14 protein-coding genes and 1 tRNA gene are annotated in these 18,029 nt (G+C 61.3%); 8 read left to right on the top strand and 7 right to left on the bottom strand.

The features are described 5' to 3' along the window. A complete protein-coding gene (locus KX729_RS19605; protein WP_219744156.1) occupies positions 1 to 1,254 on the bottom strand; it encodes a sugar ABC transporter substrate-binding protein in 1,254 nt (417 codons plus the stop codon). Between the two features lie 285 nt (positions 1,255 to 1,539). Between KX729_RS19605 and KX729_RS19600 the strand changes: the two genes are divergently transcribed. From KX729_RS19600 to KX729_RS19585, 4 genes are all read left to right on the top strand, one after another. After that, positions 1,540 to 2,766: an ROK family protein gene (locus KX729_RS19600; RefSeq protein WP_219744155.1), complete on the top strand. Its 1,227-nt coding sequence runs from the start codon at positions 1,540 to 1,542 to the stop codon at positions 2,764 to 2,766. 18 nt (positions 2,767 to 2,784) lie between these two features. Next, positions 2,785 to 5,175 (top strand): PIG-L family deacetylase, encoded by a 2,391-nt coding sequence (locus KX729_RS19595; protein ID WP_219744154.1) that lies wholly within the window; start codon positions 2,785 to 2,787, stop codon positions 5,173 to 5,175. 86 nt (positions 5,176 to 5,261) lie between these two features. Next, positions 5,262 to 6,080, top strand: a complete 819-nt coding sequence (locus tag KX729_RS19590; RefSeq protein ID WP_246617721.1) for a DMT family transporter — start codon at positions 5,262 to 5,264, stop codon at positions 6,078 to 6,080. A gap of 99 nt (positions 6,081 to 6,179) precedes the next feature. Next, positions 6,180 to 6,434, top strand: a complete 255-nt coding sequence (locus KX729_RS19585; RefSeq protein WP_219744152.1) for a hypothetical protein — start codon at positions 6,180 to 6,182, stop codon at positions 6,432 to 6,434. An 83-nt stretch (positions 6,435 to 6,517) separates the two neighbouring features. Here KX729_RS19585 and KX729_RS19580 read toward each other — a convergent pair. Continuing rightward, positions 6,518 to 6,593: transfer RNA gene (locus KX729_RS19580), tRNA-Ala, on the bottom strand. Positions 6,594 to 6,750: 157 nt separating this feature from the next. Continuing rightward, positions 6,751 to 7,137: a TIGR02300 family protein gene (locus tag KX729_RS19575; RefSeq protein ID WP_219744151.1), complete on the bottom strand. Its 387-nt coding sequence runs from the start codon at positions 7,135 to 7,137 to the stop codon at positions 6,751 to 6,753. A 202-nt stretch (positions 7,138 to 7,339) separates the two neighbouring features. Between KX729_RS19575 and KX729_RS19570 the strand changes: the two genes are divergently transcribed. The 3 genes from KX729_RS19570 to rpsA all read left to right on the top strand — a co-directional run bounded on the left by KX729_RS19570 (position 7,340) and on the right by rpsA (position 10,542). Continuing rightward, positions 7,340 to 7,981: an FMN-binding negative transcriptional regulator gene (locus tag KX729_RS19570; RefSeq protein WP_219744150.1), complete on the top strand. Its 642-nt coding sequence runs from the start codon at positions 7,340 to 7,342 to the stop codon at positions 7,979 to 7,981. Positions 7,982 to 8,020: 39 nt separating this feature from the next. Next, positions 8,021 to 8,662 (top strand): (d)CMP kinase, encoded by a 642-nt coding sequence (gene cmk, locus KX729_RS19565; RefSeq protein ID WP_246617695.1) that lies wholly within the window; start codon positions 8,021 to 8,023, stop codon positions 8,660 to 8,662. Positions 8,663 to 8,835: 173 nt separating this feature from the next. Beyond that, the gene (gene rpsA / locus KX729_RS19560; RefSeq protein WP_219744149.1) at positions 8,836 to 10,542 is read left to right on the top strand and encodes a 30S ribosomal protein S1; all 1,707 of its coding nucleotides are present in this window, start codon (positions 8,836 to 8,838) and stop codon (positions 10,540 to 10,542) included. A gap of 333 nt (positions 10,543 to 10,875) precedes the next feature. Here rpsA and KX729_RS19555 read toward each other — a convergent pair whose 3' ends face one another. From KX729_RS19555 to KX729_RS19540, 4 genes are all read right to left on the bottom strand, one after another. Further along, positions 10,876 to 12,576, bottom strand: a complete 1,701-nt coding sequence (locus tag KX729_RS19555; RefSeq protein WP_219744148.1) for a hypothetical protein — start codon at positions 12,574 to 12,576, stop codon at positions 10,876 to 10,878. A 255-nt stretch (positions 12,577 to 12,831) separates the two neighbouring features. Beyond that, positions 12,832 to 13,893, bottom strand: coding sequence for a hypothetical protein (locus KX729_RS19550; RefSeq protein WP_219744147.1), 1,062 nt, complete (start codon positions 13,891 to 13,893; stop codon positions 12,832 to 12,834). Positions 13,894 to 14,009: 116 nt separating this feature from the next. Continuing rightward, the gene (locus tag KX729_RS19545; protein ID WP_219744146.1) at positions 14,010 to 14,900 is read right to left on the bottom strand and encodes a DUF817 domain-containing protein; all 891 of its coding nucleotides are present in this window, start codon (positions 14,898 to 14,900) and stop codon (positions 14,010 to 14,012) included. A 17-nt stretch (positions 14,901 to 14,917) separates the two neighbouring features. Continuing rightward, entirely contained in the window at positions 14,918 to 15,541 is a 624-nt protein-coding gene (locus KX729_RS19540; protein ID WP_219744145.1) for a ribonuclease D, read from the bottom strand. A gap of 489 nt (positions 15,542 to 16,030) precedes the next feature. Here KX729_RS19540 and KX729_RS19535 point away from each other — a divergent pair, with 489 nt between their 5' ends. Continuing rightward, a complete protein-coding gene (locus KX729_RS19535) occupies positions 16,031 to 17,782 on the top strand; it encodes an alkaline phosphatase (RefSeq protein WP_219744144.1) in 1,752 nt (583 codons plus the stop codon). The last annotated feature ends 247 nt before the right edge of the window (positions 17,783 to 18,029 follow it).

Below are 18,029 nucleotides of genomic sequence, written 5' to 3'. Positions count from 1 at the left end.
TCAGGGCTTGGCCGCGTCGATCATTTCCTGCTCGGCTTCGGCGGCCTGAGCGAGAGAATCCTTGGTCGACTGACCTTCGAGCAGAACGCGGTTGACCATGTCGATGGCGTTCTGTCGCTGGCCGAGCTCATCCTTGAAGAGCGTCGTGTGGGAATATTCGAGACCCTTGAGGAACGGCGCGTAGATCGGGTCCTTCAGGTTGGCTTCTGTGAGCGCCGCAGAGCGCAGCGCCGGCAGTTCGCCGACCGTCTTCAGCCAGATGTCCATGGCGGCGGGCGAAGTGATGTAGGCCAGGAACTTCTTGGAAGCTTCCAGCTCTTCGCCCTTGGTCTTGGCACTGATGCCATTGGCGAAATAGCTCGCATAGTTGGAGCGCACGCCTTGAGCATTGGCCGGCAGTTCGGTCACGCCCCATTCGAAGTCCTTGATGGTCTTGAACGAGCCGAGGCGAAAGGTGCCGTCGATGGTCATGCCGGCCTTGCCGCCGCGGAAGGCCGCCTGGCCTTCGTCCATGAAGCCGGCCTTGCCGATCTTCTTTTCGAGCTGCAGGCTGGTGTAGAAATTGAGCGCCTTCAGGCCCGCCTCGTTATTGTAGGTGACCTTGGTGTCGCCGTCCTTATAGGGCTCGCCGCCGAACTGGCGGATGAGCACTTCACGCCACCACTGGTGGTCCTGGCCGCCCATGTCGAGCGTCGAGCCGGCAACCACGATATTGCCCGCGCCATCGAGCTTGGCGATCTTCTGGGCGGCGGCGACATATTCGTCGAGCGTCTTCGGCGGGCTGTTCGGGTCGAGGCCGGCTTCGGTGAAAAGCTTCTTGTTGTAGAACAGGGCAAGCGAGCGCACGGCGGTCGGCAGGCCGTAATATTCGCCGTCGCGCTTCATCGCAGTGACGATCGGGAAGAAGTCCTTCTCGATCTTGTCATGCGGGAAAGCGTCCTTCGGCAGCGGCTGCAGGATGCCGCCGGCGACGAACTTGTCGAGCCAGCCGTAGAAGAGCTGCATGACGTCGGGCGCATTGCCGGCCATGTTGGCGGCGATCACGCGCGTCTGGTAATCGGCGTAAGGAAAGGTGACCTGCTTGACGGTGATGCCCGGATTGGCTTTCTGGAACTCGACGATGAGCTGGTCCATAGCCTTCACGCGCGTGTCGAAGACATATTGCCAATATTCGATTTCGACCGCCTGAGCGGCATTGAATGCGAATGTGCTGAAACCGGCCAAAAGACCGGCAAACAAAACTGCCTTGCGCATGTGAGCCTCCGTTTTGCCCCTCCCGGTCCCGATTTTTCGGATTTGCCGGTCCTGGGGTCTGATTGTTCCCTGCATCCGGCTGCGTTTTGCGGCCGTCGCTCTTGATTGTCGTCCAGAAGAAATCGCTTCGAATTCCTCCTTCGAAGCACTGCGGCCCCTTTTGCCCCAGCCCTTTCCTCAAACGTTCCCTGACTGAGCCCTTTTGTCAATAAGATAATTTACTTGAATTAATCTATTGCGAGAAACGCTTTTCCGGCGTTATGAATTCGCTCGAAGGTGGGCGAGATGACCATACACACGATTGGCACGCACCCGGTGGCTATCGGGAAAAACCCGGAACGAAGCCGTGATCACAACCGGCGCGTCGTGCTCGACGTGGTGCGCCGGAACGGGTCGCTGGGCCGCGCGCATATCGCCAAGCTCACCCACCTGACCCCACAGGCGGTCGCCAATATCGTCGACGAACTGGTCGGCGATGGCCTGCTGATGGAAATGGGCCGGCTGAAATCCGGCCGCGGCCAGCCGCCCATCCAGTTCGCAGTCAATCCGGAAGGCGGCGCCACGATCGGCGTCGAAATCGCCGCCGACCGCATGGTGACGGTGGCGCTCGATCTGTCCGGCCGGTTGCGCGCCAAGCGCATCACACCGATCGAAGCGGCCACCCACGAACACGTCCTGCCGATCTTCGCATCCGAAGTCGCGGCGGTCGAAAAATCCGTCGGCTCGAAGCTGATGGGCGTCGGGGCGGTCATGCCCGGCCCTTTCGAGATCGACGGCATGAGTTCCGTCGGCCCGACGACGCTGCCCGGCTGGGCCGGCATCGATGCGGCGCAGGCGCTGAGCGATGCCTGCGGCCACACGGTCGTGGTCGAAAACGATGCGACGGCGGCCGCGGTCGGCGAACGGCTGTTCGGCGCTGGACTCGCCATCTCGAATTTCTGCATGATCTATTTCGGCGTCGGTATCGGCCTCGGCATCATCCAAGACGGCGCGCCCTATCGCGGCGCTTTCGGAAATGCTGGCGAAATCGGCCATGTCACGGTCGTGCCGAAGGGTAGGGCCTGTCCCTCCTGCGGCCAGCTCGGCTGTCTGGAAGGCTATGCCTCAGCCTATGTGCTGAAGGAGAAATTGACCTGCGCCGGCGTGACCGATCACGAGGTCGCCGCGATCGAAAGCCTGCATGCCGCCGGTCATCCGGTCGTCGAGGAATGGATCGATGAAGCCGCCACTTATCTTGGCCCTATGGTGGCGATGCTGGAAAACATTCTCGACCCGCAGACGGTGATCCTCGGCGGCGCGCTGCCGGATGCGGTCATCGACGATATCATTGCCCGCATGGGCACGTTGCCGACCTCCGTCGCCAGCCGCCGCCAGCGGGCGCTGCCCCGCGTGCTGCGCGGCAAGACCGGTCAGCTGACGGCAGCACTCGGAGCGGCCGCGCTTCCGCTTTTCGACATGGTGACCCCGAAACTCGAAACCTCGTTACCGGGGCTCGCCGATATTCCCGCATGACATACTGAGGAGATTTTCATGCTGACCGCCCGCGAACGCATCGAACGGCAGATGGCCGATCCGTCGCTTATCCGCCTGCACCGCAAGCTCTCGCGGCTGAAGTCCACGGTCACCATGATGAATACCGGCGCGCACCCGGATGACGAGCGCAACGAGATGCTCGCCTGGTTCCGCCTTGGGCTGGGCATGCGCGTCATCATCGCCTGCTCAACCCGCGGCGAGGGTGGCCAGAATGCGCTCGGTCCGGAGCGTCTCGGTCCGCTTGGCGTGATGCGCTCGCGCGAGCTGGAAGAGGCGGCCCGCGCCATCGACGGTGACGTCTCCTGGCTCGGCCACGGTCCGGCCGATCCGGTCCACGATTTCGGTTTCTCGAAGGATGGCGATGCCACATTCGGCCGTTGGGGCGAGGCCCGCATTATCGAGCGGCTGGTGCGCGCCTATCGTCTGGAGCGCCCGGATATCGTCATCCCGACCTTCCTCGACGTGCCCGGTCAGCACGGCCACCACCGAGCCATGACGCGTGCCGCCGAAACCGCGATCACGCTTGCCGCCGATCCGAGCTACAGGACCGAAGGCCTCGAGCCCTGGAAGGTCGCCAAATATTACCTGCCGGCCTGGTCCGGCGGTGGCGATACCTATGACGACGAGGTGCCGCCACCGGATACGACCCTCACGGTGCGCGCAGAGGGCCGCGAACCGGCGACTGGCGCCGAATACGGCCGTATCGGCGAGTGGTCGCGTTATTACCACGCCTCGCAGGGCATGGGGCACTGGCCGAAACAGCCGCAACGGGCATGGCCACTGCATCTCAAGCTTTCCGCCGAAGGTTCGAAGGCCGAGCAATCCGTCCTTGAGGGTCTGCCGGCATCGCTCACCATTCTCGCCAATTTTCCCGGCCTGCCTGCCAATGTGGCTGAAGCGCTGCGTTCGGCAGACGATGCTATCGCCGTCGCCATCTCCGCCTTTCCGGATCGCGATGCGATCATCAAGGCGCTCTCCGAAGCAGCCGGTTGGCTGGATATCGTCACGACCGGAGCGCCTGACGATTTCGTAACGCTGCACGGCCGTCGTATTCTCCGCAAGCGCAAGGAAATCGACGCCGCCATCCTCGAAGCGGCAGCCGTTTTCGAACGGGCCGATGCGGAACCACCCGTCATCTCTCCCGGCGGCATGTCGACATTGACTGTCGAGCTCAGCGAGAATGCAGCCTCCTACAAGGTCGATGCCGTCCCAGTCCTGCCTGAAGGCGTATCGAGCGCCGTCGAATCGCTTGGCCAGGAACGAATCTTCACGCTGACGGCAGCCTCCGGCGCACCGCTATCCGACCTCTATCTGCCATCCTGGTCGGCTCTCGGCAGCAACGGCCATGCGCATGTCAAAATCTCGGCGGAAATCAACGGCCGGGTCGTGTTCGGCACGTTCGATCTCGAAGAACCGTTTACCGTTACGCCCGCCCAATCGCTCACCCTTTTGCCCGACGCCCTTCTCGTGCCGGTCGGTTCCGGTCAGACGGAATGGGCGATCAAGGCCAATGTCACCGGCGGCAATGCCCCGGTCTCGTTCAAGGCGCCCGCCGGCTGGACGATGAAGAAGAACGCCGACGGCTGGCTCGCGTCCGCCACCGATGCCGCCAAGCCCGGCCTGATCGAGATCGAACCGCAGATCGACGGCCGCCCGGCCTTCCAGATCACGCCGGTTGCCTACCGCCATATCGGCCGCACCAGTTTTCGCGCGCCGGCCTTGCTGAAAATCCTGTCGATCGATCTGAAACTGCCGGAAGGTGCCAGGGTTGGTTACGTTGGCGGCGGTGCCGATCGGGTAGGCATGTGGCTGTCCCGCATGGGCCTCGACGTCACCGAACTCGATGCGCAGGCCCTGTCGGGCGATCTGTCGCGCTTCACCACCATCGTCGTCGGCATCTTCGCCTTCGGCATCCGCAAGGATCTGGCGGCTGCTACCGAACGCCTGCATCGCTTCGTGGAAGAGGGCGGCCATCTGGTGACTCTCTATCACCGCCCAAGCGACGGCTGGAACCCGGACGAGACGCCGGTGCGCCGCATCGATATCGGTTCGCCCTCCTTGCGCTGGCGCGTCACCGATCCGCGCTCGGAGGTGACGGTTCTGGCGCCCGATCACGTCCTCTTCAAAGGCCCGAACGTCATCGGCCCGGAAGACTGGCATGGCTGGGACAAGGAACGCGGTCTCTATTTCGCCTCCCGCTGGGGCGATGCCTATGAGCCCTTGATCGCCATGCACGATCCGAACGAACAGCCGCTCAAGGGCGCGCTGATCTCGGCAGCGATCGGCAAGGGTCGCCACACCCATACCAGTCTCGTGCTGCACCACCAGCTCGACAAGCTGGTGCCCGGCGCCTTCCGGCTGATGGCAAACCTCGTACAGCCGGCGTGAGCACCGGCGAGCCAGCGCAGGTTGGCCGGGCACCGAATGCCCGCCCATCCAACACCCGTGTCGCCATCGGTTGGCTGCTGCTCGATATGACTTTCGTCTCCGGCGGCATGACTGCGCTGGTAAAGGCGATGGGCGCGACCTATCCCGCCTTCCAGCTTGTCTTCATCCGCGCGATGATCGGGCTCATCTTCATCCTGCCGCTCATCTGGCATCACCGGGCCGAGATGACGCGGATCAAACACCCGTGGCGCAATATCTTCCGCATCTCCTGCAACGCGGTGGCGCTGACCAGCAATTTCCTTGCCATCACCATGCTACCGCTCGCGATGGTCAATGCGGTCGGCTTCTCCCGGCCCCTGGTTACCATGGCCATGGCCGTTGCCATGCTGGGAGAGACGGTGAGCCGCATTCGCTGGACGGGCGCGGGTCTCGCCTTCATCGGCGTGTTGATCGTCATGGCGCCCGGTTCGTCCGGTTTCGATTTCGGCGTTCTGGTCGTGCTGGTATCCGTCGTCTTCGGCTCGCTGGCGATCATCCAGACGCGCGCCCTGAAGGACGAGAACACCACGGTCATGATGGTGTTCTACACGGTCGGCCTCGCGGTCATCACCGCCGTACCCGCCGCCTTCACCTGGCAACCGGTCGCTTCCTTCGACTGGATCCCGCTGCTCGGCATCGGCTTCCTGGCGCAACTCGGTCAATATTGCTGGCTACGCGCCTATCGAATCGCCGATGCCAGCGTGCTCGCGCCTGTGGGTTATCTTTCAATCGTCGTCGTCACCTTCACCGGCTACGTGTTTTTCGGCGAAGTGCCGGAAATCCGGGTGGTGATCGGTGTCGCGATAATCCTCGCCGCACTTCAGGGTGCAGCCTTCCTGGAACGTCGCAGAACCGTCATCCGATAGTGCGGCAAGCAAGCTCTTGTGAACGGATGTGATCCGAATCAAAGCGAATCGCCGAACTTTTCACCAATCTGCGCGTTAGTCAGGCGCAAGGAGGCGAATATGATCGCTCTTTCAGTCGTTGTAGCACTCGTCACGGTTCTCGCTTGTACCTTCGCGGTTGCCATCCACCGAATGAGTTTTGGGCACCAGCAGGCCTATCGCGAAGATCTGTCCATGAACCGTTTCGCCTGTAGCCGCGAAAAGGTGCGTGCCGCACGTCGCGCTCAGGTCAAAGCAAAGCCTCGTGTGGTTACTGCCCGCCAGAAGCCTGCACGCCCCGTCGCAGGCAGCTCTCGCTCTCTCACGCTGCACTAGGTCGCAGCTCAGGATGCGCCAAGTCGCATAGGCCAAACACGGCTCTGCTATCCGAAGCTTTGCGTTTTATCGATGGAAAAGTTTGGTGGAGCTAAGCGGGATCGAACCGCTGACCTCTTGCATGCCATGCAAGCGCTCTCCCAGCTGAGCTATAGCCCCATCAGGGTGGTCCGGGTATTTTCCGGTCCTGGGAAACTCCGCTGCGGCGTTCGCTTTGGAGTGGCGGCTTATTACTTCCGGTTTTCGGAGAGTGCAAGCCGAAATTTCCAAACCCGGCAATTTTTATTGAATTGCCGGGCCTTAAGCGTGATCGCGATCAGACTTCGTCGTCGTCGCCGCCAACACCAATAATGCCCGACACATCGTCGTCATCTTCGTCTTCGTCGGCTTCCAGGAAAGTGTCGTCGTCATCGTCGCCGATATCGACATCGTCATCGCCGATATCCGGAATGTCGTCGCCGCTGTTGCCGTCATCCGTATCGTCCGTGGAAGTCAGTTCGACTTCCTGGTTCTCGGTATCGACTTCCTGGACGTCCTCTTCCTCAGCCTGCTCCATCTTCTTGGCGGCGCTGTTCTCTTCGAAGAAGGACAACGGCCAGGACTTGTTGGTATAGGGAGAAATGACCGGATCGCGGTTCAGGTCGTAAAATTTCTTGCCGGTATCCGGGTCGGTGCGCTTAGTGCCGAGTTCCGCTTTTGCCACAGTCAAAGCCTCATGGGATGGCCGAATAGTTCGGCATGCCGCTGGATGCGGCCTTTTTTGGTGAAAATCTAAGCCGGTCCCCATAAGGCCTGCTGCCCTTGATGTCAAAGACAAACTTTCATGAAACCCATAACGTTGGCGTGGATGACGTTTCGGGCACTTTGTGATAGGCAGCACACGTCACAAGCGAAGGGCAGGCCGCATGTATCAACCGCCGCATTTCAGGGAAGAAGATCTTGGAACCCAGCACGCGCTGATCCGCGCGCATCCGCTCGGCCTGCTGGTCACATCGGGCGCCTCCGGCTTGCTCGCCAATCCGGTGCCGTTCCACTTGGACGCCGAGGCTTCCGAAAAAGGCACGCTTCGCCTGCATCTTGCCCGCGCTAACGGCCAGTGGAAGGATATTCGCGATGGCGCTTCGGTGCTGACGGTTTTTCAGGGCGCCGATTCCTACGTGACGCCCTCCTGGTACCAGACCAAGCAGGAAACCGGCAAAGTCGTGCCGACCTGGAACTACGCGATCGTCCAGGCTCGCGGCACAGCCCGTATCGTCGAGGACGCCGACTGGCTGCTTGCCCAGATCGGCGCCATCACCAGCCAGCATGAGGGCGGCCGCAAAATGCCCTGGTCCGTCAATGACGCGCCGGATGATTTCATCCGCGCACAGCTGAAGGGCATTGTCGGCGTGGAGATCGAGATCGCCGAAATCGAAGGCAAATGGAAGGTCAGCCAGAATCGGCCGGTAGTCGACCGCGAAGGCGTGGCGGCGGGGCTTGCGGAAACGCCTGGACAAGGCGATATGGCTGAACTCGTTCGACAGTACGGCGCCATGCGCAACGTCTGACGGTAGCACTTTCTGATAGACAAGTTCGAGTTGGAAGAATTGAAGCCTGCATTGATCATCGCCATCGACGGACCGGCCGCCGCCGGCAAGGGCACGCTTTCGCGGCAGATTGCCGATGCCTACGGTTTCCATCATCTCGATACGGGTCTCACCTATCGTGCTGCGGCCAAGGCACTTCTCGATGCAGGCCTGCCGCTCGATGACGAGGCTGTTGCCGAAAAGATGGCGCGCGAGGTCGAGCTTGCCGGTCTGGATCGCAATATATTGTCGGCGCATGAGATCGGCGAAGCCGCGTCAAAGATCGCCGTCATGCCGGCCGTGCGCCGCGCGCTGGTCGAGGCGCAGCAGGCTTTTGCGGGCAGGACGCCGGGAACCGTGCTCGATGGGCGGGATATCGGCACCGTCGTCTGCCCCGATGCGCCCGTGAAGCTTTATGTCACCGCGTCAGCCGACGTGCGCGCCAACCGCCGTTATGAGGAAATCCTCGGCAAGGGCCAGCCCGCCGATTACGCGGAAATCTTTGCTGATGTGAAGAAGCGTGACGAGCGCGACATAGGCCGCGCCGACAGCCCTCTGAAGCCTGCTGCCGATGCGCACTTGCTTGATACCTCGGAAATGAGTATAGAGGCCGCGTTTCAGGCGGCGAAGACCATCATCGATGCCGTCCTGAAGAAGAGTTGACGATGTTAGCCGGTCTGGCCGGCTTCGTCTTTAGAATGCACCAAAGCCTGGAGCTCGGTCCCCGCGCCGGATTTGCTTCTCTTCACCGAGAGGCGGACCTGATGCTTAAGGCATGAACAACGCAAACCCCCGGCGCATATGTGCCTTCGAGACAAGGCACTCTAGGAGATTTCATGGCAGTTACCAATCCGTCGCGTGAGGACTTTGCAGCCCTCCTCGAAGAATCCTTCGCATCCAACGATCTGGCCGAAGGCTACGTCACCAAGGGTCGCGTCACCGCGATCGAAAAGGACATGGCCGTCGTTGACGTCGGCCTCAAGGTCGAAGGCCGTATCGCGCTGAAGGAATTCGGCGCCAAGGGCAAAGACGGCACGCTGAAGGTCGGCGACGAAGTCGAAGTTTACGTCGAGCGCATCGAAAACGCTCTCGGCGAAGCGGTCCTCTCCCGCGAGAAGGCACGCCGCGAAGAAAGCTGGGTCAAGCTCGAAGCCAAGTTCGAAGCTGGCGAGCGCGTCGAAGGCGTTATCTTCAACCAGGTCAAGGGTGGTTTCACCGTCGATCTCGACGGCGCTGTCGCCTTCCTGCCGCGTTCGCAGGTCGACATCCGTCCGATCCGCGACGTCACCCCGCTCATGCACAACCCGCAGCCCTTCGAAATCCTCAAGATGGACAAGCGTCGCGGCAACATCGTTGTTTCGCGCCGTACGGTTCTCGAAGAGTCGCGTGCCGAGCAGCGTTCTGAAATCGTTCAGAACCTCGAAGAAGGCCAGGTTGTTGACGGCGTCGTCAAGAATATCACCGATTACGGTGCGTTCGTTGACCTCGGCGGCATCGACGGCCTGCTGCACGTCACCGACATGGCATGGCGCCGCGTCAACCATCCGTCCGAGATCCTGAACATCGGCCAGCAGGTCAAGGTTCAGATCATCCGCATCAACCAGGAAACCCACCGTATCTCGCTCGGCATGAAGCAGCTCGAGTCGGATCCGTGGGATGGCATCTCGGCCAAGTACCCGGTCGGCAAGAAGATTTCCGGTACCGTCACGAACATCACCGATTACGGCGCGTTCGTCGAGCTGGAGCCGGGCATCGAAGGCCTGATCCACATTTCCGAAATGTCCTGGACCAAGAAGAACGTACATCCCGGCAAGATCCTGTCCACGACGCAGGATGTCGACGTTGTCGTTCTCGAAGTCGATCCGTCCAAGCGCCGTATCTCGCTCGGCCTCAAGCAGACGCTGGAAAATCCGTGGCAGGCATTCGCCTTCTCGCATCCGGCTGGCACTGAAGTCGAAGGCGAAGTCAAGAACAAGACCGAATTCGGCCTGTTCATCGGCCTCGAAGGCGATGTCGACGGCATGGTTCACCTCTCCGACCTCGACTGGAACCGTCCGGGCGAACAGGTCATCGAGGAGTTCAACAAGGGCGACGTCGTCAAGGCAGTCGTTCTCGATGTGGACGTCGACAAGGAGCGTATCTCGCTCGGCATCAAGCAGCTCGGCAAGGACGCTGTCGGCGAAGCCGCCGCTTCCGGCGAACTGCGCAAGAACGCTGTCGTTTCATGCGAAGTCATCGCCGTCAACGACGGTGGCGTCGAAGTGAAGCTCGTTGCTCACGAAGACATCACCTCCTTCATCCGCCGCAACGACCTGGCACGCGATCGCGACGATCAGCGTCCGGAGCGTTTCTCGGTCGGTCAGGTTTTCGACGCCCGCGTCGTCAACTGGTCGAAGAAGGATCGCAAGGTCATGCTGTCGATCAAGGCTCTCGAGATCGCAGAAGAGAAGGAAGCCGTCGCTCAGTTCGGTTCGTCCGACTCTGGCGCGTCGCTCGGCGACATTCTCGGCGCTGCTCTGAAGAACCGCGGCAACAACGAGTAATCGTCGTTACCTGAATGAAGAAAACCGCCGGATCGAAAGGTCCGGCGGTTTTTTGTTGCGCGGTTTTTCTGAGGGTAAGGCGGATGGGAGATGCGAGTCCTCCCTTCTCCCCAGCGGGGAAAAGGTGCCCGAAGGGCGGATGAGGGGGCTCCAGGCGCTGCGCTTGCTTTAACCCCTAAAGTATCCTCGACGCTTCTCGCGCCGATTTTAAAATAGATGACTTGGTGGGCTTGGCCCCCTCATCCGGCCCTGTGGGCCACCAACCGGGGACGGGTCGCTTGCCCGTCCCGCCCTTCGGACCCCCGATGGGTAGAAGGGAAGGCCGCACCGCCCTCAATTCCACCCGGCCATCCGCCAATACAAATCATTGGCGCGGCTTCCGTCCTCGGCCTGTTCTCCGGCCGCTTCGTCTTCGCGCTCTTCAGCCTGTTCCTCGTGCGACCGGTCCTCGGCAAATTGCTGTTGGCCGCCGCCTTGCTGCTGTTCGCCGTCCTCGTCGGTAGGCGTGATTGCCTTGGCCTTGCGCTCTTCCGGATCGCGTTCGCGATCCTCCGGCGGGTAAGCGACATAGGGCAGCGCGACGCCTTCGCGAGGAATGATCGGTAAGGGCAGAGGAAGCACGAGTTGTTCGGCTGTGTCGGCGATATTGGCCGGTTGGTTACTTCCATTGGAAGGGGCCGAGCCTGGTTTGCCTTGCGTTAGCGGTGCTTCCGGCTCCTCGGCCGCATAGGCGCGGGGCGTCTGCAGGATCGTCTTGTTCTGTTCGTCGATGGGTACTCTTACTGACGGAAGAGCATCCTTGTCGAAGAGTTCTTCCAAAACCTGCTGTTCCGGCGGCACCTTCGCCGCCGCGGGCAGTGGTTCCAGAAGGTCGGCATTGCCTTCGGAAAATACCTCGGCCAGCCATTCGGTCATGGCGGGCATCCCCATCTTGGCGGCATCGGCCTGTCGAAGGGTCGGCTGGTCCTCAAGTCCGTGCTGCGACAGGCGGGCAAGGGCCGGGCCGTCATAGAAGCCGGCTGCCGGTGCGCGGCTGTCGCTGCGCAGATTGCTCGCCGGTCCCCAGACATCGGCATCGTCGATCGAGGTGCGGCTTGCGCGGCTTTCGGGAAGATCGTCGAGGATGGGCGCAAAAACTTCGGCCGTCTCGGTTTCCGCAAGTTCGATGCCCATCGTCTCACCGGCGGTTGCGATGGTTTCCTGTTCGGCTGCTTGAACGATCTGACCTTCAGTCGCGGCTGGATCGGCCTGCACCGGTTGAGGGGAGGTTTGGCCTGATGTCGGAGCCGTTTGTGCCTGCAATTCGGGCTCAGCCGGTTCCGCATGGGCGGCGGCAGCTTGCGTCGGCGCATCCTGCTCGCCCTCGGCGGAGGTCTGGCTTGGCGCCTGGTGCGGTGCAGTGTCCGTCTCGGCTTGCGATGCCGCGGCCGATTCGGATTGAGGCCCTTCTGTCGCGACAACGGGCGCAGCGGCGGCGGTTGCCGCTTCGGATGGTCGCTGCGGCGGTTGAGCGATGGGCAAGGGCGCCGGTTCCGCCCCGCTATTCTGGCGATAGGAGCTGACGACGGCTTTTGCGGCCAGGTCACGCTCCAGCAATTGCGCGGTCTCGAGCCTGACCGCAAGCCGCGCCGCATCCGGGCCAGTCGGGTTATTGAGGATCTCGGTCATCAGCCGCAGCGAAATGCCCTTCACCAGCTGGTTCAGCATCCGCTCAAGCGAGGCCTGCTGGGTGGGAGACATGGCTTTCACTGCCTCCATCAGCCGCTTTGCGTAATCGAGCAGCGCTTCGCCCTCGCGGCGTGGCAGCTTGATCAGCTTGCCGATCGTTTCGGCGAAGATCGAAATGCCCTGGGCGAGCTGCAGTTGGGCCGAAAGCGAAAGAATGTCCAATCGGCGGCCGGAAATCGGCATCGATGCATCGGCCGCGATGTTGGCGACGGCGGCGGCATTGATCGTCTGGCGCAGCAGAGGCTGCGGCTGTGGGTTCTGGTATTCGACGAATGAGCTCAGCGTTGCACGAACCGGGGGCAGCATCGTCTGCTCCTGTCTTGTTGCGACGATTGCGTCTGATTGCGACGAGGGGACAGCTCGGCTACGCGGTTTTCGTATTTTCTCGCAACGGAACGGCGCTGCGACCGTGACGCCTCATGGCGTTACCAATGCCGATATACGTTCGTATCATCGGATAAAAAGGTTAACGCTTCGATAACGAGGAGGACGTTCTTCGCGAACATGTCGCGAAGTTGGTCATATCTGACAGGGAGGAGGGAAAATCAGTCTATCGCAGGGTCACGCAGCCAACTTCTTCTTCAACAACTCATAGATACCAATTTCGTCGACGCTGACCGGTACGATAGCCGTCGCGTCTTCGATTGCCTGATCGGTAATCATGCTCTCGATCGCATCCGCGTTGAGCTCGGTCACCTGATCTTCGCTTCCGCCTTTAACCGGCAGGCCACCTGCCACGTCGCCTTCGTCCGCGGTCTTGGTTTCAACCGCATCCGAAACGAGGCTGTCTTCGGCCTTCACCGGCTCGGAATCTCCGACCTGTTCCGCTGCTGCGGCAAAGAGGGTCAGAAGTTCGCCAGCATCCGCCTTGACCTCACCATCGGTCCCGGTCTTGCCCGGTTCCACCTTGGTGTCGTCGTTCTTTTCCTCGATCGCGTCCTGAACTTTCTGGACATCCTCGAGCTTCTTCCCGGCTTCGGCGGCCGCGATGTCGTCCTTGCGCTCAGCGCGGGTCTCGGCATCTTCGACGCGAGTTGGATCGTAACCCTGCGGGCCGACCTTCAGTTCTTCCAGCGTCTTCGGATCGGCAATGTCTTCCATGCGCTGGACGACGCGATCGACGTCGGCGCCGATCTTGCCGCCATTGGCCTTCTTGGTCAGCGCGTCCTTCAGGTGCTGGGCGTCGTCGGCATAGGGGTTCTTGATGGCCGCGATCAGCGTGTCCATCGTGATGCCCAGATCCTTGAGGCCGAGATCTTCCTCGATCTTGCGGACCTGCTCGTCCGGCATGGTCTTGACGATATCCTCGACCGCCTTGCCGAACTTGAAGCTCGAACGGGCTTCATCCGGATCGAGGCCGACTTCCTTGGCCACCCGCTCCAGAAGATCCATCTTCAGTTCGTTCGGATCGACATTGTTGGAGCCGAACAGCGCGGAAGCGATCTTGTCGCGAGCGCGCTTGGCCTCCTCGCTGGCGCTGATACGCGCCTCGGTGATCTTGTCGCGTTCCTTGCCGGTACGCTCCGCTTCGTCCTTTTTGCGCTGTTCCTCGGCGCTGTCGAGCATCGACTGCATGAGGTTGGTGGCGGCAAGCCCGTAGGTTTGCTGGGTAGGAAGCAACATGGCCGAAATCCGGTCTGGTTGTGTGAGTTCCGGCGGCAAAATTAAGAGTGAAGAGTTAACGAGTTATTACCGACGGATTAGAACAAATCCCCAGACCACTTATATCTCGGAAATACTCACATCCGCGCCGTTTCACCTGGCGCACGCGGTTTCAATACCAGCGTCACCAGCACGAAGCTGACATAGAGCAGCAGATACCACGAGCCGAGCTTGCCGAAGGAGACCATGTGCCAGACCTTCTGGCTCGGATAAATCCAGGTGCCGGTGATCGTGCCGATGTTTTCCGCTAGCCAGAGAAACAGCGAGGACAGAAAGGCGGCGACCACCAGTGGCATGCGCAGCGTCGTGCGGTCGGTGGTGAAATGGATGCTGACCCGCCGGAACACCAGCACGGTCGCGGCAAACAGGATGTAGCGGATATCCGGCAGGTAATGGTGGCTGAAGAAGTTGACGTAGATGGCGGTCGCCAGCGCCGCTGTCTGCCAGAGTGGCGGGAAATGAGTGAAGCGCATGTCGAAAATACGGATCGTGCGCGCCATGAACGAGCCGACCGCTGCATACATGAAGCCGGAAAACAGTGGCACGCCGGCGATCTGCATGATGGCCGGTTCGGGATAGGTCCAGGATCCCATCTTCACCTTGAAGATTTCCATCGCCGTGCCGGTGACGTGATAGACGAGGATGACCTTGGCTTCTTCCCAGCTCTCCATGCGCAAGCGCAGAAAGAGCGCCTGGATGGCGAGCGCCATGACAAACAGGAAATCGTAGCGATAAAGCGGCCAGTCGGCCTGCCAGGCGAACTTGGTGGCGATCATCAGGCCAAGCATGATGCCGGCAAACAGGCAGGCCCAAGCCTGTTTCAGGCCGAACAGGATGAATTCCGAAAGCCACCAGGGCAACCGGCCCAGCGCGCCCCGGATGGCGCGGCGCAAGGGCTCCAGATAGGGACCGGTCTCATGGGCCGGCAACCTGTCTTCAGGATCGCGATCGGGGAGGCGTTGTTGCATCGGCCTCGCCTCGCAGGTCAGCTATGGGCGAAGATATCTGCCTCTTCCCAGCCGAGCAGATCGAGCTTGGCGCGGGTCGGCAGGAATTCGAAGCAGGCGTTTGCGTGTTCGAGGCGATTGTCGCGCACCAGGCGGCCCATCAGCTTGTCGCGCAGCGCATGCAGGTGCAGCACGTCGGAGGCCGCATATTCGAGTTGTGCCTGCGACAGCGTCTCGGCCGCCCAGTCGGTCTGCTGCTGCGCCTTGGAGACGTCGACGTCGAGCATCTCCTTGAGATTGTCCTTCAGCCCGTGCCGGTCCGTATAGGTGCGGGTCAGGCGCGAGGCGATCTTGGTGCAGAATACCGGCGTCGTCGTCACGCCGAATGTGTGGAACAACACGGCAATGTCGAAACGGCCGAAATGGAAGATTTTCTGCTTCAGCGGATCGGCGAGCAGCGCGACGAGGTTCGGGGCCTGCTTCTGGCCGGCGGCGATGCGGATCACGTCGGCGGAACCGTCGCCCGGCGACAGCTGTACGACGCAGAGCCGGTCACGGCGCGGTACCAGCCCGAGCGTTTCCGTATCGATGGCGATTGCGTCGGTATAGCGCGCCGCATCCGCTGCCGGAATATCGCCTTCGTGATACCTGATCTCTGCCATGTCCATCTCCGTCGTCGTGTCTCGATCTGGCTATAGACCACGTTTTTGGCGAAGGATATGACGATCTTGAAGGCACTGCGCCAACACCTGCCTTGATTGCGGGCCATTGAGCGACAGAATGAGGCGCGGGCAAATGCTCAGCTCTGCATCCAGCGCATTGCTGCATTGCAGCAGGGTGGATTGGCATGCTTAAACGATTAGCCTATATCTTTGTTCATCGAACGGCACACTCCTCCTCCCAGTGCCGCCGATACGGATCGGCAACATCCTCCTCCTCCCAGTTGTCGATCAAGTTTAAGGCCTGGCGCATCCTCCTCCCGCGCCGGGCCTTTTCCGTTTTTGGACCTTCAGTAAATCCTTGAAATTTCGGTGCTTTTGCTGCCCGCCGCTACATCCGGTGGCTGCGTGCGTCAAACAGTCACGCGACTGTCACGTGTCGCCGATATACGGGCCTCGCCTTCCCCTTCTAAACTTTCCGTGAGGTCCACTATGCGCAAGCTTCTTGTTGCTCTGGTCGTTTCGACCGCGCTGTCCGGCGTCGCCCAGGCCGCCAACGTATTCCCGCTTTCCCGCGCCACCATCCTGGCCGGCTCCCCGTTCGACTTCAAGGCTGAATTCAGCACCGTCGTGAAGCCGGAAGACGTCAAGATCACCGTCAACGGCCAGGACTACAAGACCGTTTTCGGCAAGGACGTTCAGTTCGTCGCTGAAGAAAAGAACAAGGACAAGGTCCTCGGTTCTGCCGTCATCCTGCGCGGCCTGACGATTGCCACCGCCGGCGATTACAAGGTTGAAGTTTCGGCCGGTTCCGAAACCAAGACCGTTACCTGGAACGTTTACGGCACGGGCGCAGCGCCCAAGGCCAAGAACGTCATCTTCTTCCTCGGCGATGGCCTTTCGGTCGCTCACCGCACCGCTGCCCGCATCATGTCCAAGGGCATGACCGAAGGTAAGGCAAACGCCCGCCTCAACCTCGACGACGTGCCGCCGGCAGCCTTCATCGGCACTTCGGCCACCAACGCCGTCGCGACCGACAGCGCCAACACCATGTCGGCCTACATGACCGGCCACAAGACGGCCGTCAACGCCATCGGCGTTTATGCCGACCGTACGCCGGACTCGATGGACGACCCGAAGGTCGAGACCATTGCCGAAGCCCTGCGTCGCCAGACCAAGAAGCAGATCGGCATCGTCGTTACTGCCGAAGTCGAAGACGCGACCCCGGCCGCCGTCGTTTCCCATACCCGCAACCGCAACGACAAGGCCGAGATCGTCAGCATGCTGCTCGACGTCAAGCCGGACGTCCTGCTCGGCGGCGGTTCCGCCTACTTCCTGCCGCAGGCGACCGCGGGCTCGAAGCGCAAGGACGACAAGGACTTCATCAAGCTCTTCCAGGACGCCGGTTATGCCGTTGCGACCGACAAGAACGAACTTGCCGCCAAAGCCATGGCCAACGGCAAGCTGCTCGGCGTTTTCCACCCGGGCAACATGGACGTCACGCTTGATCGTGAATTCCTGAAGAAGGGCACCGTCGACAAGTACCCGAACCAGCCGGGCCTCGTCGCCATGACCAAGGTCGCCCTCGACCGTCTCTCGAAGAGCTCGGACGGCTTCTTCCTGATGGTCGAAGGTTCTTCGATCGACAAGATGTCCCACCCGCTCGACTGGGACCGCGCCGTTGTTGAAACCATCGAATTCGACCAGGCCATCGGCCTTGCCCGCGAATTCCAGAAGGCCAACCCAGACACGCTGATCGTCGTCACCGGCGACCACACCCATGGCGTTTCGATCATCGGCACCGTCGACGACGAAAAGCCGGGCACCGACATGCGCGAAAAGGTCGGCACCTACGCCGATGCCGGCTTCCCGAACTACAAGGACGAGAACGGCGACGGCTTCCCGGACAAGATCGACGTTTCCCGTCGCCTGTTCCTGAACGCCAACAACGGCCCGGACCATTGGGAAACCTTCCGTCCGAAGATGGACGGCCCGTTCGTTCCGGCCATCCAGAACGAAAAGAAGGAATACGTCGCCAACGAACAGTACAAGGACGTTCCCGGCGCCGTCTTCGTTCAGGGCAACATTCCGAAGAGCGGCGACAGCGGCGTTCACGCCGTTGATGACGTCGTCCTGCAGGCCATCGGCCCGGGCGCCGAAGGCTTCCGTGGCTACATGGAACAGAGCGACGTCTACAAGGTCCTCGCGGACGCTTTCGCTCTCGGCACCAAGCAGACCAACTAAGGTGTGATGGCTTAGGTCGGTGACGACCTGTGCTGGATTTCCCCTTTTCCCCAGCGGGGAGAAGGTGGCCCGAAGGGTCGGATGAGGGGGCTGTACCCGCCGCACGGTAACGATTGTGCCCGGAGCCCCCTCATCGCCTCGCATACGCTCGGCACTTCTCCCCGATGGGGAGAAGGGGCAGCAAGTCTCTCAAGCCGAATTCGTTCTTTGACGTCCGCGTTTACTGCCTCTCGACAGGCAATCCATG

This window comes from Neorhizobium populisoli (genome assembly GCF_019430945.1).
Taxonomy (GTDB): Bacteria; Pseudomonadota; Alphaproteobacteria; order Rhizobiales; family Rhizobiaceae; genus Neorhizobium; species Neorhizobium populisoli.
Note: the sequence above shows the minus strand (reverse complement) of the source record. Positions and strands in the feature narration are given on the sequence as shown.

Coding starts and splice junctions, on each gene's coding strand:
- KX729_RS19605 (WP_219744156.1), bottom strand. CDS start 1,254: ATGCGCAAGGCAGTTTTGTTTGCCGGTCTTTTGGCCGGTTTCAGCACA.
- KX729_RS19550 (WP_219744147.1), bottom strand. CDS start 13,893: ATGTTGCTTCCTACCCAGCAAACCTACGGGCTTGCCGCCACCAACCTC.
- KX729_RS19555 (WP_219744148.1), bottom strand. CDS start 12,576: ATGCTGCCCCCGGTTCGTGCAACGCTGAGCTCATTCGTCGAATACCAG.
- KX729_RS19590 (WP_246617721.1), top strand. CDS start 5,262: ATGACTTTCGTCTCCGGCGGCATGACTGCGCTGGTAAAGGCGATGGGC.
- KX729_RS19570 (WP_219744150.1), top strand. CDS start 7,340: ATGTATCAACCGCCGCATTTCAGGGAAGAAGATCTTGGAACCCAGCAC.
- KX729_RS19545 (WP_219744146.1), bottom strand. CDS start 14,900: ATGCAACAACGCCTCCCCGATCGCGATCCTGAAGACAGGTTGCCGGCC.
- KX729_RS19585 (WP_219744152.1), top strand. CDS start 6,180: ATGATCGCTCTTTCAGTCGTTGTAGCACTCGTCACGGTTCTCGCTTGT.
- rpsA (WP_219744149.1), top strand. CDS start 8,836: ATGGCAGTTACCAATCCGTCGCGTGAGGACTTTGCAGCCCTCCTCGAA.
- KX729_RS19600 (WP_219744155.1), top strand. CDS start 1,540: ATGACCATACACACGATTGGCACGCACCCGGTGGCTATCGGGAAAAAC.
- KX729_RS19595 (WP_219744154.1), top strand. CDS start 2,785: ATGCTGACCGCCCGCGAACGCATCGAACGGCAGATGGCCGATCCGTCG.
- KX729_RS19540 (WP_219744145.1), bottom strand. CDS start 15,541: ATGGCAGAGATCAGGTATCACGAAGGCGATATTCCGGCAGCGGATGCG.
- KX729_RS19535 (WP_219744144.1), top strand. CDS start 16,031: ATGCGCAAGCTTCTTGTTGCTCTGGTCGTTTCGACCGCGCTGTCCGGC.